This window comes from Caballeronia temeraria, from assembly GCF_001544795.2.
GTDB lineage: Bacteria > Pseudomonadota > Gammaproteobacteria > Burkholderiales > Burkholderiaceae > Caballeronia > Caballeronia temeraria.
This window is the reverse complement of record NZ_FCOI02000025.1, coordinates 89382-105531: the sequence shown is the minus strand read 5'-3', so window position 1 is coordinate 105531 and position 16150 is coordinate 89382. Positions and strand designations below refer to the sequence as shown.

15 protein-coding genes and 2 pseudogenes are annotated in these 16150 nt (G+C 60.3%); 9 read left to right on the top strand and 8 right to left on the bottom strand.

Features of this window, described 5'->3' with window-relative positions:
• Positions 1 to 455: 455 nt before the first annotated feature.
• Entirely contained in the window at positions 456 to 2279 is a 1824-nt protein-coding gene (locus AWB76_RS28330) for a serine aminopeptidase domain-containing protein (protein ID WP_061163444.1), read from the bottom strand.
• Between the two features lie 460 nt (positions 2280 to 2739).
• On the opposite strand from AWB76_RS28330, the gene AWB76_RS28325 reads away from it, so the two are divergent.
• Together AWB76_RS28325 and AWB76_RS28320 are read left to right on the top strand one after the other, a co-directional pair.
• Positions 2740 to 3813 carry a M4 family metallopeptidase gene (locus tag AWB76_RS28325; protein WP_061163450.1) on the top strand — a complete coding sequence of 358 codons (1074 nt, stop codon included), beginning with the start codon at positions 2740 to 2742 and terminating at the stop codon, positions 3811 to 3813.
• Positions 3814 to 3907: 94 nt separating this feature from the next.
• A complete protein-coding gene (locus tag AWB76_RS28320; protein WP_061163443.1) occupies positions 3908 to 4210 on the top strand; it encodes a protealysin inhibitor emfourin in 303 nt (100 codons plus the stop codon).
• Here the strand turns inward: AWB76_RS28320 and AWB76_RS43115 are convergent.
• Entirely contained in the window at positions 4188 to 4475 is a 288-nt protein-coding gene (locus tag AWB76_RS43115; RefSeq protein WP_374729956.1) for a response regulator, read from the bottom strand. The genes AWB76_RS28320 and AWB76_RS43115 overlap by 23 nt on opposite strands.
• Positions 4476 to 4581: 106 nt before the next feature.
• On the opposite strand from AWB76_RS43115, the pseudogene AWB76_RS28315 reads away from it, so the two are divergent.
• From AWB76_RS28315 to AWB76_RS28285, 7 genes and pseudogenes are all read left to right on the top strand, one after another.
• Positions 4582 to 4887, top strand: a pseudogene (locus tag AWB76_RS28315) (winged helix-turn-helix domain-containing protein); the annotation flags it as partial.
• Positions 4888 to 4967: 80 nt separating this feature from the next.
• Positions 4968 to 5294, top strand: coding sequence for an HdeA/HdeB family chaperone (locus AWB76_RS28310; RefSeq protein ID WP_061163442.1), 327 nt, complete (start codon positions 4968 to 4970; stop codon positions 5292 to 5294).
• Positions 5295 to 5534: 240 nt separating this feature from the next.
• The gene (locus AWB76_RS28305; RefSeq protein ID WP_061163441.1) at positions 5535 to 5975 is read left to right on the top strand and encodes a cupin domain-containing protein; all 441 of its coding nucleotides are present in this window, start codon (positions 5535 to 5537) and stop codon (positions 5973 to 5975) included.
• A gap of 446 nt (positions 5976 to 6421) precedes the next feature.
• Positions 6422 to 7402, top strand: a complete 981-nt coding sequence (locus AWB76_RS28300) for a trypsin-like serine peptidase (protein ID WP_244173479.1) — start codon at positions 6422 to 6424, stop codon at positions 7400 to 7402.
• Positions 7403 to 7502: 100 nt separating this feature from the next.
• Entirely contained in the window at positions 7503 to 7952 is a 450-nt protein-coding gene (locus tag AWB76_RS28295; protein ID WP_061163439.1) for a MarR family winged helix-turn-helix transcriptional regulator, read from the top strand.
• 22 nt (positions 7953 to 7974) lie between these two features.
• Positions 7975 to 8358 (top strand): DUF1398 family protein, encoded by a 384-nt coding sequence (locus AWB76_RS39485; protein WP_074171429.1) that lies wholly within the window; start codon positions 7975 to 7977, stop codon positions 8356 to 8358.
• A 336-nt stretch (positions 8359 to 8694) separates the two neighbouring features.
• Positions 8695 to 9558 (top strand): annotated as a pseudogene (locus AWB76_RS28285) (sugar transferase); the annotation flags it as partial.
• On the opposite strand, the gene AWB76_RS28280 reads toward AWB76_RS28285, so the two are convergent.
• From AWB76_RS28280 to AWB76_RS28255, 6 genes are read right to left on the bottom strand one after another with little or no spacing between them, the layout of a single operon-like run.
• Positions 9545 to 10279 (bottom strand): maleate cis-trans isomerase family protein, encoded by a 735-nt coding sequence (locus tag AWB76_RS28280; RefSeq protein ID WP_061163437.1) that lies wholly within the window; start codon positions 10277 to 10279, stop codon positions 9545 to 9547. The pseudogene AWB76_RS28285 and the gene AWB76_RS28280 sit on opposite strands and share 14 nt — an antisense overlap.
• 12 nt (positions 10280 to 10291) lie before the next feature.
• A complete protein-coding gene (locus AWB76_RS28275; RefSeq protein WP_061163436.1) occupies positions 10292 to 11677 on the bottom strand; it encodes an isoxanthopterin deaminase in 1386 nt (461 codons plus the stop codon).
• 24 nt (positions 11678 to 11701) lie between these two features.
• The gene (locus AWB76_RS28270) at positions 11702 to 13039 is read right to left on the bottom strand and encodes a nucleobase:cation symporter-2 family protein (RefSeq protein ID WP_061163435.1); all 1338 of its coding nucleotides are present in this window, start codon (positions 13037 to 13039) and stop codon (positions 11702 to 11704) included.
• A 40-nt stretch (positions 13040 to 13079) separates the two neighbouring features.
• Positions 13080 to 14150, bottom strand: a complete 1071-nt coding sequence (locus AWB76_RS28265; RefSeq protein ID WP_061163434.1) for a CobW family GTP-binding protein — start codon at positions 14148 to 14150, stop codon at positions 13080 to 13082.
• Positions 14151 to 14171: 21 nt separating this feature from the next.
• A complete protein-coding gene (locus AWB76_RS28260; RefSeq protein WP_061163433.1) occupies positions 14172 to 14744 on the bottom strand; it encodes a UbiX family flavin prenyltransferase in 573 nt (190 codons plus the stop codon).
• On the bottom strand, positions 14741 to 16126 hold the full coding sequence (locus AWB76_RS28255) for a UbiD family decarboxylase (RefSeq protein WP_061163432.1): 1386 nt from the start codon (positions 16124 to 16126) through the stop codon (positions 14741 to 14743). Before AWB76_RS28255 ends, AWB76_RS28260 begins: the two co-directional genes overlap by 4 nt.
• Positions 16127 to 16150: the final 24 nt, after the last annotated feature.

The following is a 16150-nucleotide window of genomic DNA, read 5'->3' as shown; positions in this document are numbered from 1 at the left end:
GAGAAGCCGCCGTTGTAGTTGGAGTTGATGCCGTTGTTCTGGAAGATGCTCGAGCCGCCGACGATGGCGCCCATTTCAGCACGGCCGAGTTCTTTGCTGACAGCGAGGTTTTCGATCTTCAACATGATGTAGCTCCTGGATTTGGCTGGTTGGATGAGCACCAATCGTTGCGCTCGCAGCTACATATGCGAGGGCTGTGCCAGAGGCCGCTAGAACATCTGTTCGGTTAATCCAAGATATTGACGGAGAAGGGTTTTCTAGTGCTCGCGTTAGTTCTGGGCCGAATGCGGACGCGTCGCGACGAGCCGATGTGTCGGCTGGCGAAATACAGATCGATGAGGCTTGTTGGCATCGCGCGAACAGCATCGCGACAGAGGCATGCGATCTCCGATACGAAGCCGTGCCCGCGAAAGCAGGCGACGGTTCGTATCGAAGACGATGAGGTGAAGAGCAGCTCAGAGCTGCGGAGAAACACCGAGCGGTGCGATGGGTTCGATGACGGGCGCGGGGTCCGGCTGCAGATCCTTGATGAACGTCTCGGCCAGCGCAATCACGCTCGCCAGCGCGCGCGTATCGTAAAGCGCGTGATCGACATCTCCGCACACGGCGGCGCGCACGCGCATCGTTCGCGACAGCTTCTTCCCATGCCTGCCGAAGTGCGCGTTGAGCTGGTCGAGCCCTTCGTCGCCCGCGCCATACACGAGCAGCGTGCGCACGCCCTTCCGCTCCAGCGTGTGAACGACGCTGTGCGGATCGGTGAGCTTGCTCTGGCCGGCATGCACGACCTTCTTGCGAGCCACGCCGCGCATCTGCGATTGCAGTCGTGCGGCCGCATTCGATGCGAACGCCTTGAGGATCGGCTTGAGCCCGCGTTGACCGCTCAACACCAGCCACCACTTCTGCGGCTTGAGAATCGCCGGTCCGAGCCGCGCCATCGTGTTGCGTCTCTGAGCCCGGAGTTCGTGGAGAGTCAGATGCTCCGGTATATGGAAGCGCTGCAGATTCACGGCGATGGCGGCGCCGATAGCCGGCTCGATCAATGACGCCCGCACCGCGCTATAGGCGCCCGAGCAGATGCCGAACACCACGACGTTGTCGTAGCCTTTGCGCTTGAGCCATGCGGCCGCCGTCGCGACATCTTCGACGGTGGTGTCCGCGTGAATCGACGCGACCTTGTCGTGCGCGCCGTCCTCCGAGCGCGCGGGGCTATCGCCGATGCCGCGCGCATCGAAGCGCAACGACGCGATGCCGCGTTGCGCCATTTCCCGCGCGAAGCGAACCGACAGCCGGCTGTCGCCCTGATGCACGCTGCCCGCCGTATTCGTGATGACGATCACAGGGCCGCCGGGCATTCCGTCGCGCGGCTCGCACAAGATGCCGAAGAGTCCCGTCGCACCGAAGATCACCGGGCGCTCGATCGCCTCCGGCGTTTCGATGATCGCATCGTCGCTCATGTTCGGCCGCGCTGCCTTGCGCGCGCGTCCCGGCTTGAGATCGCCCGCGACGCCTTCGGCCGTGCCCTCTGCGATCCATTGCGCGGTGCGCTTGAGCGTCTTTTCCGGCAATACGGACGATGCGGTCTCCTGCATGAAGTCGAAGTAGTCGTCGAACGCTTCCGCCTGCACCTCGACGCCTCGATCGCGCAACACGTTGCATAGCGACTGGCTCGCGCCGGGCCGCAGATCGGCGACGAACATGCGCTTGGGCACGGCGGGCTGACGGATCATGCTCTTGGCGAGATCGAGCCCGCTCAGGCGGCCGCGCAACGCTTCGCTATAGACCTGTCCGAGCACGTGATAGGGCGAATCGATCTGCGCGGCTCGCACGACGACGGGAAGATTCTCGACCCATGTCTGTCGCAATGCGGTGAGCTCGCGCATATAGTGGCGACCGTTCACCACGGGCGCGAGCAGCGCAAGCGAATCCACCAGCGGATGATGCGATGCGAGCGCCGCCAGCGTGCCGCCCAGACGCAAGCCGCACAAGGTGACTTTGGTCACGCCCGTTTCGTGTCGCAAACGTTCGACAGCCGCGCCGATATCGGCGACGAACTGATCGAGTCGATCGCTTTCATGGTCGATGCCGGCTGAATCGCCGGTTGCGAGATAGTCGAAGCGCAGAACGGGGATGTCACGCCGGGCCAGCTCCTCGGCCAGATAGCGCATGGCCTTGTGCCCCCATGCCTCTTCATGTCCGAAAGGATTGCACATCACGACGCCGTGATTTCCCTGACCGGCATGAAGCCACCCGAAGCGGCCTCCGAAGACGATGGGCGTCATGCGTCGACTCCCTGCCCGAAATTACCGAAGCACGGGCGCGAACATCGGTAATAAGCGATGTTCGAAATGCGACAAATCCCTTGGCCGCTCGATTTTTTAGTAAGGTCGCGCATTTTGTTGAGTTTCTCATTGCACGTTTTCGACGATTTAACCTCCTTTCGAATCTTCCCTTCGGTGCGCTGGCCAACAAACTGATGTTCGGGACCGAACATTGGGGGTAAACCGCGATTTGAAGCGAACTTGACTCGGCAACGTTCGCGGAACGGCCCAGGTCGGGAAACTCCGGCGAAATGGTAAGTACATCTACGTTTAAAGGTGCAAGCGAATGAAGCTGTTCACGAGGATCGAACTTGCTCTGTGGTGTCCGCAAGCGCACCCTTATTGACTATTCGGGCGTATCGTCTAGATTTTCGTCGTGGTCGCGTTCATCTCAACGATTCGATTCGAAAAGGACAGGATCATGTGCACTGACCTGAAGCTGGGACGTCCTCACTCCATCTACTGCATTCTGCCGCCGCATATGCTGGAGCACATCGCGAAGCACGGCAATGAGGAAGAGCGTGTCATCGCAATCGACACGTTGTCGAAGGATCACACGCTGCGGAGCTTCCGTGCAGTGCAGGCGGCGCTCGCTCCCCGGGCCGCAGCGCCGATGCCCACGGCTGCAGCGCCTTCCGCGCATCGAACGATATGCACGGCGAACCAGTCCGAAACGTTGCCGGGCACGGTCGTTCGCACCGAAGGCAGCAAGCCCGTGAAAGACGATGCCGTGAACGAAGCGTATGACGGACTCGGCGCGACCTTCGAGTTCTATCTCGAGATCTTCCACCGCAATTCGATCGACGATGCGGGCTTGCCGCTCACCGGCACGGTTCACTTCGGGACCAATTACGACAACGCGTTCTGGAACTCGCAGCAAATGGTTTTCGGCGATGGCGACGGCGAGTTGTTCAATCGCTTCACGATTGCGCTCGATGTCATCGGACACGAGTTGACGCATGGCGTGACCGAGCATACGGCCGGCCTGAATTACATGGCGCAGGCGGGCGCATTGAACGAGTCGGTATCGGATGTGTTCGGATCGCTCATCAAGCAATACGCGAACAAACAGACCGCGGACAAGGCGGACTGGCTCATCGGAGAAGGATTGCTCGCGAAGGGCGTGAAAGGCGTCGCGCTTCGCTCGATGAAGAACCCGGGCACGGCCTACGACGATCCGAGGCTCGGCAAGGATCCGCAGCCGGCGGACATGAGCAAATACGTGCGTACGACGCAGGACAACGGCGGCGTGCATATCAACTCGGGCGTTCCGAACAGGGCGTTTTGCCTCGCTGCTCTGGAGATCGGCGGCTATGCGTGGGAGAAGGCCGGGCGTATCTGGTACGAGACGCTCACCGACTCGCAACTCAAACGGAACGCAACCTTCAAGACGTTCGCGAAGCTGACGCTTGCGACCGCAGGCAAGCTATACGGCGCGAGCGGGGCCGAAGCATCGGCGGTGAAGAAAGCATGGAATGAAGTCGGTGTATTGTGACGGAGCGCGGGTTCGTCTTCTCGCACGGCTGTTCGCCGGCGCGGTGCTGCTTTGCATGGGTTGCAGTTCGCATCAACCGTCACAGGAGCCTTCGATGCATGCGGAGCTGACGACCGACGGCGGCTTCGGCGCGTTTCCGGGACTTGCCCGGCCGGTCATTCTCGACGAGAAAGATCTATCGGCTGAAGACGGCGCCGAATTCTCGCGACTCATAAGCGCGGCGCGTGCAGAGGCGGGCGCGGCACGCCCGCGCGCCGCGAAGCCGGTTCCGGATGGCCGCACCTATCGAATCAATATCGATGGAGACGATACGCTTCGCCTCGCTGCCGCCGATCCGTCCGTGCCTCCCGCCTTTAATGCCTTGATGGATTTCGTCAAGCGGCACGGGCATCGATAAAGCCGAAATCAATTTCCTTCGAAGCGCATGGCATCAGAGGATTGTTCGGATAGCAGAACGCAAACGCGCCCTGTCCTCCTTCGCGAGGACAGACATGCATACAACACGATTTCAAACTGCACTCTACCGCGTAATAGGCCGCATCAATGGCAAGACGACCCGCGCGCGCATCGCGCACCCAGTCGACCTGATAGTCATCGGCCTTCAAAGCTCGGAACAGGGCTTGCCCCATTTGCAGATTGTCTTCAATCAGTAACATGCGCATGATTTTCCTTCGCTCATGGCAAGTATTCGTCGCCGTTCTTTTGAAAATGCAGGCACACCGTCTCTCTCTTGATTTATTTCGGTCTACAAGATGATATGAATGGTGCTCCGCAGATCTCGACCGTCGCACGCTTTTGCGCGAGGAAGTCGCGTCGCCATTGACCGCGCGCGAATTTGCGTTGATGCATGCGCTTCTTGAACGGCCCGAGGTCATTCTTTCCCGCGCACAGCTGAAAGAACGCATCTATGGATGGGGCAACGAAGCAGAAAGCAATGCGCTCGACGTGCTCATCCATTCGATGCGCAAGCGCTTCGGACGCACTCTGATCCGCAATGTGCGCGGCATCGGCTGGACAGTGCCGGCGTCGGCTCACGCGCGGCAGGAAGTCAAAGACGCAGCGCAGCCGGCTTGAGTTAATTCTCGGCTAACTCTGCCTCAATAAGATCTGTTCGTAGTCGTCTGAATCTCAATCATCCAAACAAGGAGTGTTTCATGAAGTCCGCCAAAATCCTGATTGCTCTGATCTGTGTCTGCGCCGCCGGTGCCGCGAGTGCCAAGGAGATGAAAGTCGCCCCCGCCACGATGACGTGCGCGGACTTCGTGCAGGTCGACGACGCGTACAAGCCTGCGCTCGTCTACTGGGTCGCCGGTGTCGACAAGCTCGGCGTGAAGGGTACCGAGACCACCCTGATCGATACCGCTCAACCCGTCGCCGCGACCGTTTCGGAAGCGTGCATGAAAGATCCCGCTGCCAAGTTCAGAACGAAGGTGCATTCGATGGTGAAGGCGAATCAGATTGCGCTTTTCGATCACCATTGACGAACCAGATCGCTCCGCCGGTCTTTGCGACGAGGCCATCATTCGTCGAGTGAGAGAACGTGCATTGATCATACAAGGCACACGTTTTTCGTTTGCGATTCCTCGGGGTACGGTAAGATCACTCAAAATTACAAACTGTAATGTTGAAAGTGAACGAATGTGCGGTGTTTTTGTCTGCTCATACGCACGGCACCGAACGCTTTCGACGGAGCCGCAGTCGCAACCCATAAAGGAGCCTTCATGACCACTCTCGCATTCGAATCCGTGCGCCTGGACGATGTGTTGCTCGAGCCAGATCCGATCGACCCGGCATGGATTCTCGAAGGCAATCCTGTCGCTCGCAGCGGCAGATGGTCTCAAAGTCTCGATACGACAACGTCCTCGTGGGTCTGGGATTGCACCGCCGGCCGCTTCAACTGGTACTTCGAGCAGGACGAAACTATCTACGTGATCGAAGGCGAAGTCGTCATCACCGCCGAAGGCCAGGAACCGCAAACGCTGCGCGCGGGACACGCGGCCTTGTTCTACGCGGGCACGCGTTCGCAATGGCACGTCCCGAAATATGTGCGCAAGCACGCCATTCTTCGTCCGCATATCACCAAACCCGTATTGTTCGCACTCAAGGTGAGTCGCAAGCTTCAGAGCAAGCCGAGCGGCTATCTGCCGCGCACGTCGATCTGAACGGGGCTTCGCGCGCCACGGTTGCGGCCGCGCCCCGAATTCCGCTGCAATTTTCAAATATCGCTCCGACTCTCGTTCTAAGTGGGAGCGTTGCGTATTTCATCTTCAGAACCCGGCGAAACGCTCCGACGTGAACCTACGTCGAAGATATGGATTCGGATAACTAAACAATAAACGAATCTGATTGACGCGGTCACTATCTGGAGAATGTCATGACGAATTGCAAGCATGTTTGCCGTATCAGGACGACAGCGATATTTGCAGCATCGATGGTTTCGATGGGCGCGGCACACGCGCACGACGAAGTCGTCACCAATACGAACCCGGCGGAGGCGCGAATGGCGCCCAGGGATCTGACTAATCTAAGGCCGGTGGTGAATACACTAATTCCACCCGATACATCCAACATCACGCCGGACACTGACCCCGGACCTTATGCGCCGGGCATGAATACCCAGTCGGGCATCCAGCAAAGCGCAGAGACGAGGGCGTTCGGTTCGTTCGGCATCCCCTACACGGCCGCGCGGGTCCAGGACGGAAATCAGAGCGCGACCGGCGCCACAAGCGCGAATTACCTGAGCACGACCTACCCTTATCGGGCGATCGGAAAGCTCACGTTCTCCGCTGGATATTGCACGGCGAGCCTGATTCGCCGAAGCGTGATCGTCACGGCAGCGCATTGCGTCCAGAGCTTCGGCTCTGGCAATTCGATCTATTCCTCGTTTCAGTTCATTCCCGGACATTACGGCGCATCGGGCGCCACGTCCACGCAGATCGCGCCATATGGCCAATGGAACTGGGCTGCGCTCGTCCGGCCATCGAGTTGGGCGAACGGAACGGATAGCGGTTCGGGCGCCGCGCGAAACAACGATCTCGCGGTGATCGCAATCGCGAAGAACGCATCCAATCGGTTCATCGGCGATATCACGGGCTATCTCAACTACGGATGGAATAACTATTCTTTCGTGTCGTCGCCGAAAACCGGCAATCTTCGTACGGCGGCAGTGAGCACATTCGGTTATCCATTCCTGCTGGATGGCGGCGCGATCATGCAGCGCACCGATGGTCCCACTTACACGACGACCGTAACCGGCGCATCACAACTCTGGCAGGGCAGCAATCTGACAGGCGGAGCGAGCGGCGGTCCGTGGGTCGTGAACTTTCGCGCGCGCGATGCCGTGCTGAGCGGCGGCGCGACAGCAGGTTCGTCGCCGAATCTTGCCGTGATCGGCGTGACGTCGTGGGGATCGGCGGATCCGAATGCGTCGAAGGATAACTATGCCTCTCAATTCCGCCAGAACTCGCAGTATCCGAATGGAAGTTATGGCGTCTACGGGGCAGGCAATATCGCGTCGCTGTTGAACACGCTTTGTAACAGCCGCGCGCCCGGCGGCGGGACGTATGCGTCGCAAGGCTACTGCAACTGAGCGACGCAAAGCTCGTCGGAAGAAAGCCGAAAACGCATTGACGTTTATTTCCGTGGAAACTAAAATAGTTTCCACGGAAACTCACGGTGAATTTAGGCTTATGATCGAAAGTCCGCTCGAGCAGCACCTCGGCTATTGGTTAAGGCTCGTATCGAACGCGGTATCGAACGCCTTCGCGCGCGCCCTGGCCGAGCGGCAGATTTCCGTGGCGGAGTGGGTCGTGCTGAACCACGTCGGAAATCGTAACAGCGCTACAAGTTCGGCAATCGCCGCCGCGATCGGGATGACGCGGGGCGCCGTTTCCAAGATTCTCGACAAGCTCGAATCGAAAGGACTCGTCGTGCGCGTCGCAAGCACAGAGGACAGCCGCGTGCAGATTCTGTCCCTCACACGCCAAGCGCGTCGTCTGCTACCGAAACTGACGGCAATAGCGGACGGCAATGACGATCACTTCTTTTCCGTGCTCGACCGCGCAGAGCAGGACACGCTTCGCGCGCTTCTGCAAAAACTCGCGGATCTCCATCAGATTCGCGACATCCCGCTTGAATAAGTTTCAATTAGACGGAGAAGTAATGAGCCAGGCGATCGAAAAACTAGTCGCAGCCCAGCAACGCGCCATGCGGGATAAACCGGATGTCGGCGGCTTTCCATATCTCGCCGAGGTGCTTCGGAAGGCCGGCGTAAGCAGCAATGTCTGGTCTCTGCCGTCGTGCCAGAGTCTGTATCTCACAGTTCACGGCCCGGTGGTTCAGCAAGGTACGCCGCTTGCTCAAGGATCGCTCGACGTACCCCCGTTCGATCGCGAAGCGTTGATCAAGGCGTTGCGAGCGGATCAGGCGGGAGAGAGCAGCTTTCCGGTATTTCTGCATAACGCCTGGAATGCTGGTGTGGTTCGCTACGAAGTCGATCTGATTCGCAGATGCGTAACCTATGCTGGATGTCAGGGCGAGGAGTAGGTCGAACACTATCCTGAAGTCTCGGTGTGATACGAGCAAGGCACTCAAGCAGAACGGGAGACCGCTATCCCGGCTGGCGCATTATTGATCGTTTCGTGCGTCGGCCTCGACATGCTCATATACTTCGCAAGTTCGGGGCATGAATACCTGGTCGCCTGAGCGCTTCAAACGCGAACAGCACGAATTCACACGCGACACATCACCGTCATCGGTTGCGCTGATGATCGGTCGCTGGACGAATCGATCGTTAACAAATACGCTGCTTCAGCCTGCCATCACACGAATGCCGGATTCTCGGGATATGACATGCGCGACATGGACGGATCGCTGGCAAAGCTTTCTCACGTGGCCGTCGTGGGTTGCGGTCATCATTGCGAATCCATCGTAAGAAGGATCGAGCACGCCGGCCATTCGGGCTTTCGCGCAATCGCAGTATTCAACGCATCACCGGACATTCCGATCACTTCGCTCGCGCCAGTCTTCGATGATTTTGATGCATTTGTCAGTCATGCGCGCGAGCAGAAAGTGCACGAGGTCTGGCTCGCCCTGCCGCTATTGCAGGACAAAACTATCCTGCGCTTCGTGAACGAGTTCCGCGCGGACCTTTTGAATATGCGATTCATTCCGGACGTACGCAGTCTGGCGCTGTCGCAAAGCGCGCTTTTGCAGAAGGCCATATTCGATCGGTTGTTTGCGCTGGCGGCGCTCATTGCGGTTGCGCCCCTTCTGATCGGGATCGCCATTGCGGTGAAGATTAGTTCGCCCGGTCCGGTATTCCTCAGGCAGCGTCGCAAGGGCGCAGACGGAGGAGAATTCAACATTCTCAAGTTCCGCTCGATGCATCCGCATACGGGGAGCGTCGGCGCGTTCCTGCGCCGCACGAGCCTCGATGAACTGCCGCAGTTCTTCAACGTATTGCGGGGCGATATGTCGATCGTCGGGCCGCCTCCGCACGCACCGGAACATGATGATCTCTATCAGCAAGTGGTGCAGGGTTATACCTATCGTCATCGGATCAAGCCGGGCATCACCGGCTGGGCACAGATCAATGGCTTTCGCGGCGAGACGGACCGGATAGACAAGATGGAAGCGCGTGTCGCGCACGATTTGTACTATCTGGGAAACTGGTCGTTCGCGTTGGACATGCGCATCATCTTGAAGACGGCGCTCGAGGGGCTGCGCAGCATCAACGCTTATTGATCGAGAATAGCTTTCCCCAGCTCGATAACGGCGACATGTCCACATCGAACATGTCGAGCGCTTTCCATACCACGGTGGCGACCGTGTCGTACGCCGGAATACCCGTGTCGCGCTCGAACGATTGCACAAGATGCGCCGCATGCAGATTCGTGCAGAACGTCGTCACCGCGTCGGGCCGCGCGAACGCCGCCTCGCGCATCATGCTGGCGAGAAGCGTGTCGGGCACTTCTGTGAAGCTGAAATTCTCGCTCAGGCCGAGATGCCGTTCCGCCACGCATTCGATGCCGCGTCTTTCGTAGTTGCGGATGATGCGCTCCTGCACATCGGCGATATAGGGCGAAACGAGGCCCAGACGTCGCACGCCCGTCTTCGCGAGAATCTCGTTCAGCGCCAGCACGGACGTCGTTGCAGGAATGCCGGTCGCTTCCGTCAACTGGCGGCACAGCGCCTCGTCGCGCTCGAAACCGAGCCAACCCGCGGACGTGCCGCTCCAGCAAATCACATCGACGCGCGCATCGGCAAGCTGCTTCGCCGCATTCACGATGCGGTTCACATCGAATTGACCGAGCGCCTCGTTCGTCAGGCTGATTTGCGTGACGGTGAAGCGCGCGAAGTGCGCGCTCACGTTCGGCAGCGCGCTCAACATGGCGCAGGTGATCGGTTCGAGCGCGGTATTCGACGATGGCGTCAGAATGCCAAGTTTCAATCGTTTCGTTCGCATGGTGATGCCTTCCTAATCGGCCAGCAAAGCCTTCACGCCCTCGGCGGCTTCCCGTCGCAAGGCATCGAGATCGAGACCGGGAATCACGCCATCGTCGACGACGACACGGCCATTCACCACGTTGTAGCGCACGCGCGCCGGCTCGCCCGACGCCACGGGGGCCACCGCGATATCGTGATACCCATAGAAGCGCGGATCGTCGATGTCATACAGCACGAGGTCCGCGGCCTTGCCGACTTCGAGCGTGCCGACGGCATCGAGACCGAGCACGCCCGCGCCGCCCGCGCTGCCCCAGTGGATCGTCTCTTCGATGGTCGTCGCCGACGCGCCCTGTGCCGCACGATGCACGAGCCATGCGAAATGCGCCTCGTTGATCATGCTGCCCGATTCGTTCGATGCGACGCCATCGACGCCGAGTGACATCGGCACGCCCGCAGCGGCCATCTGTGGCGCGGGCGCGATGCCGCTGCCGAGCCGCGCGTTGCTGACCGGGCAATGCGAGCAGCCGCTGCCGGTTTCCGCGAGCATCGCGATCTCGCTCGCTTCGAGATGCACGAGATGCGCGAACCATACATCGGGACCGAGCCATTCGTGATCGGCGACGAACTCGACCGGCGACTTGTCGAAGCGCTCGCGGCAGAAATCGACGTAACGCCGCGTCTCCGAGAGATGTGTGTGCATGCGCAGACCCATGCCGCGTGCAGCACGCGCAATCTCGGGCAGCAGATCGGGCGGCAGCGAGAAGGTCGGTGTCGTCGGCGCGATGACGACGCGGCGCATCGATGCCGCGTGCGCATCGTGATAGCGCGACTTCAGACGTTCAATATCGGCGAGCATCTGATCGAGCGACTCGGGCTTCAACGCGACCTTCGAAAAGCCGGGATGATCGCCCGCCGCCTGCAACGCGCCGCCACGGCACAGCACGAAACGCAAGCCGAACGATGCCGCTTCGTCGAAGAGCAGGTCGCCGGTTTCGGTGGTGCCGTCGGCGTGATAGAGATAGTGATGATCCGCGCATGTGGTCACGCCGGACAAGAGCAGCTCGACCATGCCGAGCCGCGCGGCGACGCGCGCGAGTTCCGGCGTGAAACGCGCGAGCCGTGGATAAGGCACGGCGGCGAGCCATTCCTGAAGGTCGGCATTGATACCCGAAGGCACCGCCTTCAGCAGGTTCTGAAACAGGTGATGATGTGTGTTCACCCAGCCGGGATACACGACGCAAGACCGTGCATCGACGACGCGCTCATCGTCGCGTGCTTCGAGGTTCGGCGCAAGCGCGGTGATGATGCCGTTGCGCACGCGAATGTCCACCTGGCCGAGACGCGCTGCATCGCCGCGCAAACCGCTCATCACCGCAAATGGGTTTTTAATTAGTAGTGCGTTGTTTGATACGTTCATGTTGGTTCGTCCAGTCATCACGTTTTACTCACGCACCATGCTGTGCGCAGGCACGACGTCTTCCTCATGCGCGCCATTGAGCACGGCGTTCAGCACCACCGACACGAGACAAGCGAGCACGACGCCGCTATGCACGAAGGGCTGCGTCCACTCGGGCATCTGCTTGAAAACTTGCGGCGCCATCACCGGAATGAGCGCGGTGGCGATCGTGAAGCCGACGATCAGCACGTTATAGCGATTGCGCTCGAAGTCCACTTTCGAGAGCGTCTGCACGCCCGCCGCGACCACGACACCGAACATCGCGATGCCCGCGCCGCCGAGCGCTGCTGCGGGCGTCGATGCCACGACTGCGCCGATCTTCGGCACCAGCGCGACCACGCACATCAGCACGCCGCTCACCGCGACGACCCAGCGGCTGCGCACGCCGGTCAGGATGACGAGGCCCACGTTCTCCATGAACGCGATGAACGGAAACGCCGCGAACATGCCGGCGATCGCGCTGGCGAGGCCATTCGCGCGCATGCCGCGCACGGCGTCTTCTTCGCTGATGTTCTTGTCGACGATATCGCCGATCGCGACGAAGAGACCCATCGACTCGACCATCTGCACGATCATCACGACGATCATCGTCAGCACCGGCACCACGGAAAACACGGGCATGCCGAAGTGAAACGGGAGCGGCATCGTGAACCACGGCGCGTTCGCGACGTTGCCGAAATCGCCCATGCCGAGCGCACACGCCAGCACGCTGCCCGCGACCAGTCCGATCAGCACGGAAAGATTGCGCAGGAACGCATTGGCGAAGCGATTCACGGCAAGAATGATCAGCGCGACGAACAACGCGACGCAGAGAAACGGGAGCGCGCCGAAGTGCCGCGCGTTCTCGCCGCCGCCCGCCCATTGATACGCAACCGGAAAGAGCTGCAGTCCGATCACCGTGACGATGCAACCCGTCACCACAGGCGGAAAGAAACGCCGCAGACGTCCGACGAGCGGCGCGGCGAACATCGTGAAGACACCCGCGCCGATCACCGCGCCGCAGACGCCCGCAAAGCCGACGCCCGGACTCAAGCCGATCGCGATGACCGGCCCCACGCTGCTGAATGCGACACCTTGCAGAATCGGCAGACGCACGCCGAACTTCCAGACGCCGACGGTCTGCAGCACCGTCGAGATGCCCGAGCAGAAGAGCGCCGTGCTGATGAGCACAGTGGTGTCGGCGGGCGACATCTTCAATGCGGATGCAACGATCAACGGCACGGCAATCGCGCCGATATAAGCAACGAGCATATGCTGCAGGCCGAGCGTGATCATCTGCCGTTTGGGCAGGACGCGATCGACGGGGTGTTGGTCGGTGTTCATCACGTGTCTCCTGATTATGTTTTGTCGGCGGCTGCGATCGTCAGGCCGCTATCGGCACGGCGAGACAGGCATGAAAGCGCTCGGTCAACGCGGCACGATCGAGTTCGCGTCCGATGAACACGATGCGGCTCGAACGCGGCTCCAGACCCCACGCCTGCGCCGCGCGCAGTTCAATGATGTCGTGTACGCCTTGCAGCACGTAGCGATATGGCTGGCCTTTCACGGCGAAGATGCCTTTCATGCGAAAGAGGTTCGTCGCATCCGATGCGCGCATTTCAGCAAGCCACGCTTGCAATGCGTCGATGTCGATATCCGCAACCACTTCAATGCCCACCGATGTCACGCTTTGATCGTGATGGTGATCGTCGTGATCTTCTTCGTGATGAGCATGATGCTCGTGATCATGCTCATGACCGTGATCGTGATCGTCGTCGGCTTCGACGAGCTGCTGTGCGAACTCGTTCGCGCCCACGCCGAGAATGCTGCGCAAATCGATCTGCGCATAACTCGATTCGACGATATCGGCGGTTGCGTTCAAGCCGCGCAAGCGCTCTTTCAACGACGCGATGTCCTGCGGCGTCACGAGATCGATCTTGTTGACGACGATGCGATCCGCGCACACGATCTGATCGACCGCCTGGTTGTCGCGGCCGTCGAGCACGAGATCGTCGAGATGCGCGGCGATGTGCTTCGCGTCGACCATCGTCACGACGGCATCGAGTGTCACGCGTTGCGCGATCGGATCGTCGATGAAAAAGGTCTGAGCAACGGGATACGGATCGGCAAGCCCGCTCGTCTCGACGATGATGTGATCGAGCCGCTCGGGCCGCTCCACGAGCATCCGTACGATGCGCACGAGGTCCTCGCGCACCGCGCCGACGCAGCACACGCAGCCGTTCGTCATCTCATAGATCTCTTCGGTCGATTCGAGCACGAGTCCGCCGTCGATGCCGACTTCGCCGAACTCGTTCTCGATCACCGCGATCTTGTGACCATGCTTCTCGCGCAGGATGTAGTTGAGCAAGGTGGTCTTGCCCGCGCCCAGAAAGCCGGTCAGCACCGTGACGGGAATTTTCTCGAACGCGTTGTGAGTCGTATGGATAGGGGTCATCGCATGTCTCCTTTGAGTCAATCAGGCTTCGTGTTCCTTCCAGCGCCGCACCACGTTGCATTCGAGGCCGAACAGATCGAGCACGCGGCCGAGCGTGTGATCGATCATCTGGTCGAGTGAAGCGGGGCGCGAGTAGAACGCAGGCACCGGCGGCGCGACGATGCCGCCCATTTCGGTGACAGCGATCATGTTGCGCAAATGCGCCAGCGTGTATGGTGTTTCGCGTGCGAGCAGCACGAGCGGACGGCGTTCCTTGAGCGTGACGTCGGCCGCGCGCGAGATGAGGCTCGATGAAAGACCACTGGCTATTTCAGCGAGCGTTTTCATCGAGCAAGGCGCGACGATCATGCCCAGCGTGCGGAAAGAACCACTGGAAATGGCGGCGGCCATGTCGTCGCATCGATAGGTGACGCTCGCGAGCACGGTGATATCCGCGAGCTTGTAATCGGTCTCGTGCTGCATCGTCAGAAGTGCGCTGCGCGAGATCGTCAGATGCGTTTCGATATCGAGTTCGCGCAGCAATTCGAGCAGGCGCACGCCGTATGTGAAACCCGACGCGCCGCTGATGCCCACCGCGATGCGTCGCGTGCTCATCGCGTGGCTCCCTTCAGTATGTCCGCCGCGCGTTGCATCGCATCGTCGCCGACACGCGCGCGTATGCCGTCGAAATGCGAGCCGCGCGTCGCATCGATGCCCATGCGTGATGTCGTGCCATCTACGGAGGACGATGGATCGAGCGGGCTGCCCGGCAATCCGCCGACGATGAACACGTCTTCATGCGGCTGTGCATGCGCGGCGATCGCCCAGAGCACTTGCGAGTCATCGGTGATGTCGATGTCGCTATCGACCGCCACGACATGCTTGAGATACGGGTCCCAGCCGAGCAGTGCGAGCATGATCTGTCGGGCTTCGCCATCGCGTGTCTGATTCAACGCAACATAGCAATGAAAGTGCGTGCCCGAGTTCGGATAATGCAGCGCGGTGACGGACGGAAAGCGCGCCTTGAGTTTTTCACTCATCTCGGCCTCGCGCGGCAGGCGCGCAAGCGTGAGATGTTCGGCATACGGACCACCGACTACATCGACGAGCCATGCATCGCGGCGACGCATCATCGTATCCACGCGCAGCACGTTGTTGGTCGAACGGTCCGACGAATAACCTGTGAATTCGCCGAACGGACCTTCTTCAGCGCGCGCGTCGGGATCGATCGTGCCTTCGAGCACGAACTCCGCGGCCGCAGGCACGCCAATGCCATAGCGCGGCGTGCGCACGAGTTCGAGCGGCGCACCGAAAAGCCCGCCAGCGATGGCGCGCTCGTCCGCGCCGAACGGCACGCGCGAAGCCGCTGCGAGCATGAACAGCGGATGTGCGCCGATGACCATTGCAACCTTCAGCGTATCGCCGCGCGCCTTCGCGGTCTGGAGCATGCGCCACAGATGACCGCGCGAATGCAGACTCGTGGCGAGCGCGTTCTTCGCGTGCAGCATCGAGCGGTGATAGCTGAGATTGGCGATGCCCGTCACCGGGTCCTCCGCGACGATCACCGCGTTCGTCACGTACGGACCGCGGTCGGTGGCGAAGTGGCGGATCATCGGCAATTGCGCGAGATCGACTGCATCGGCTTCGATAACTTTATCGAGCACCGGTCCGCTTGCGACATGCACGGGCGCGATCGGTGAATTCGCGCGTTGCTGGTATGCGTCGAAGAGATTGCGTGCATCGACATCGAACAAGCGTGCGATACGTTCACGCGATGCAAAGAAGTTGGTCGCCAACGGCGTATCGATGCCATCGACGTTCTCGCAGACGAGCATCGGATGTTGTCCGCGCGCGGCCAGCGTCGCGACGATCGCCGTGACATCCTGATCGGCGGACAACGGCTGCTTGAGCGTCAGCACATCGTCCGGATACTGCTCGCGATACGCTTGCGCAAAGCAATGAAAGTCCTGCGTGGCGCGAAAGAGCTGATCGGCCATCGTGCACTCCATCGAGAGGAAGAA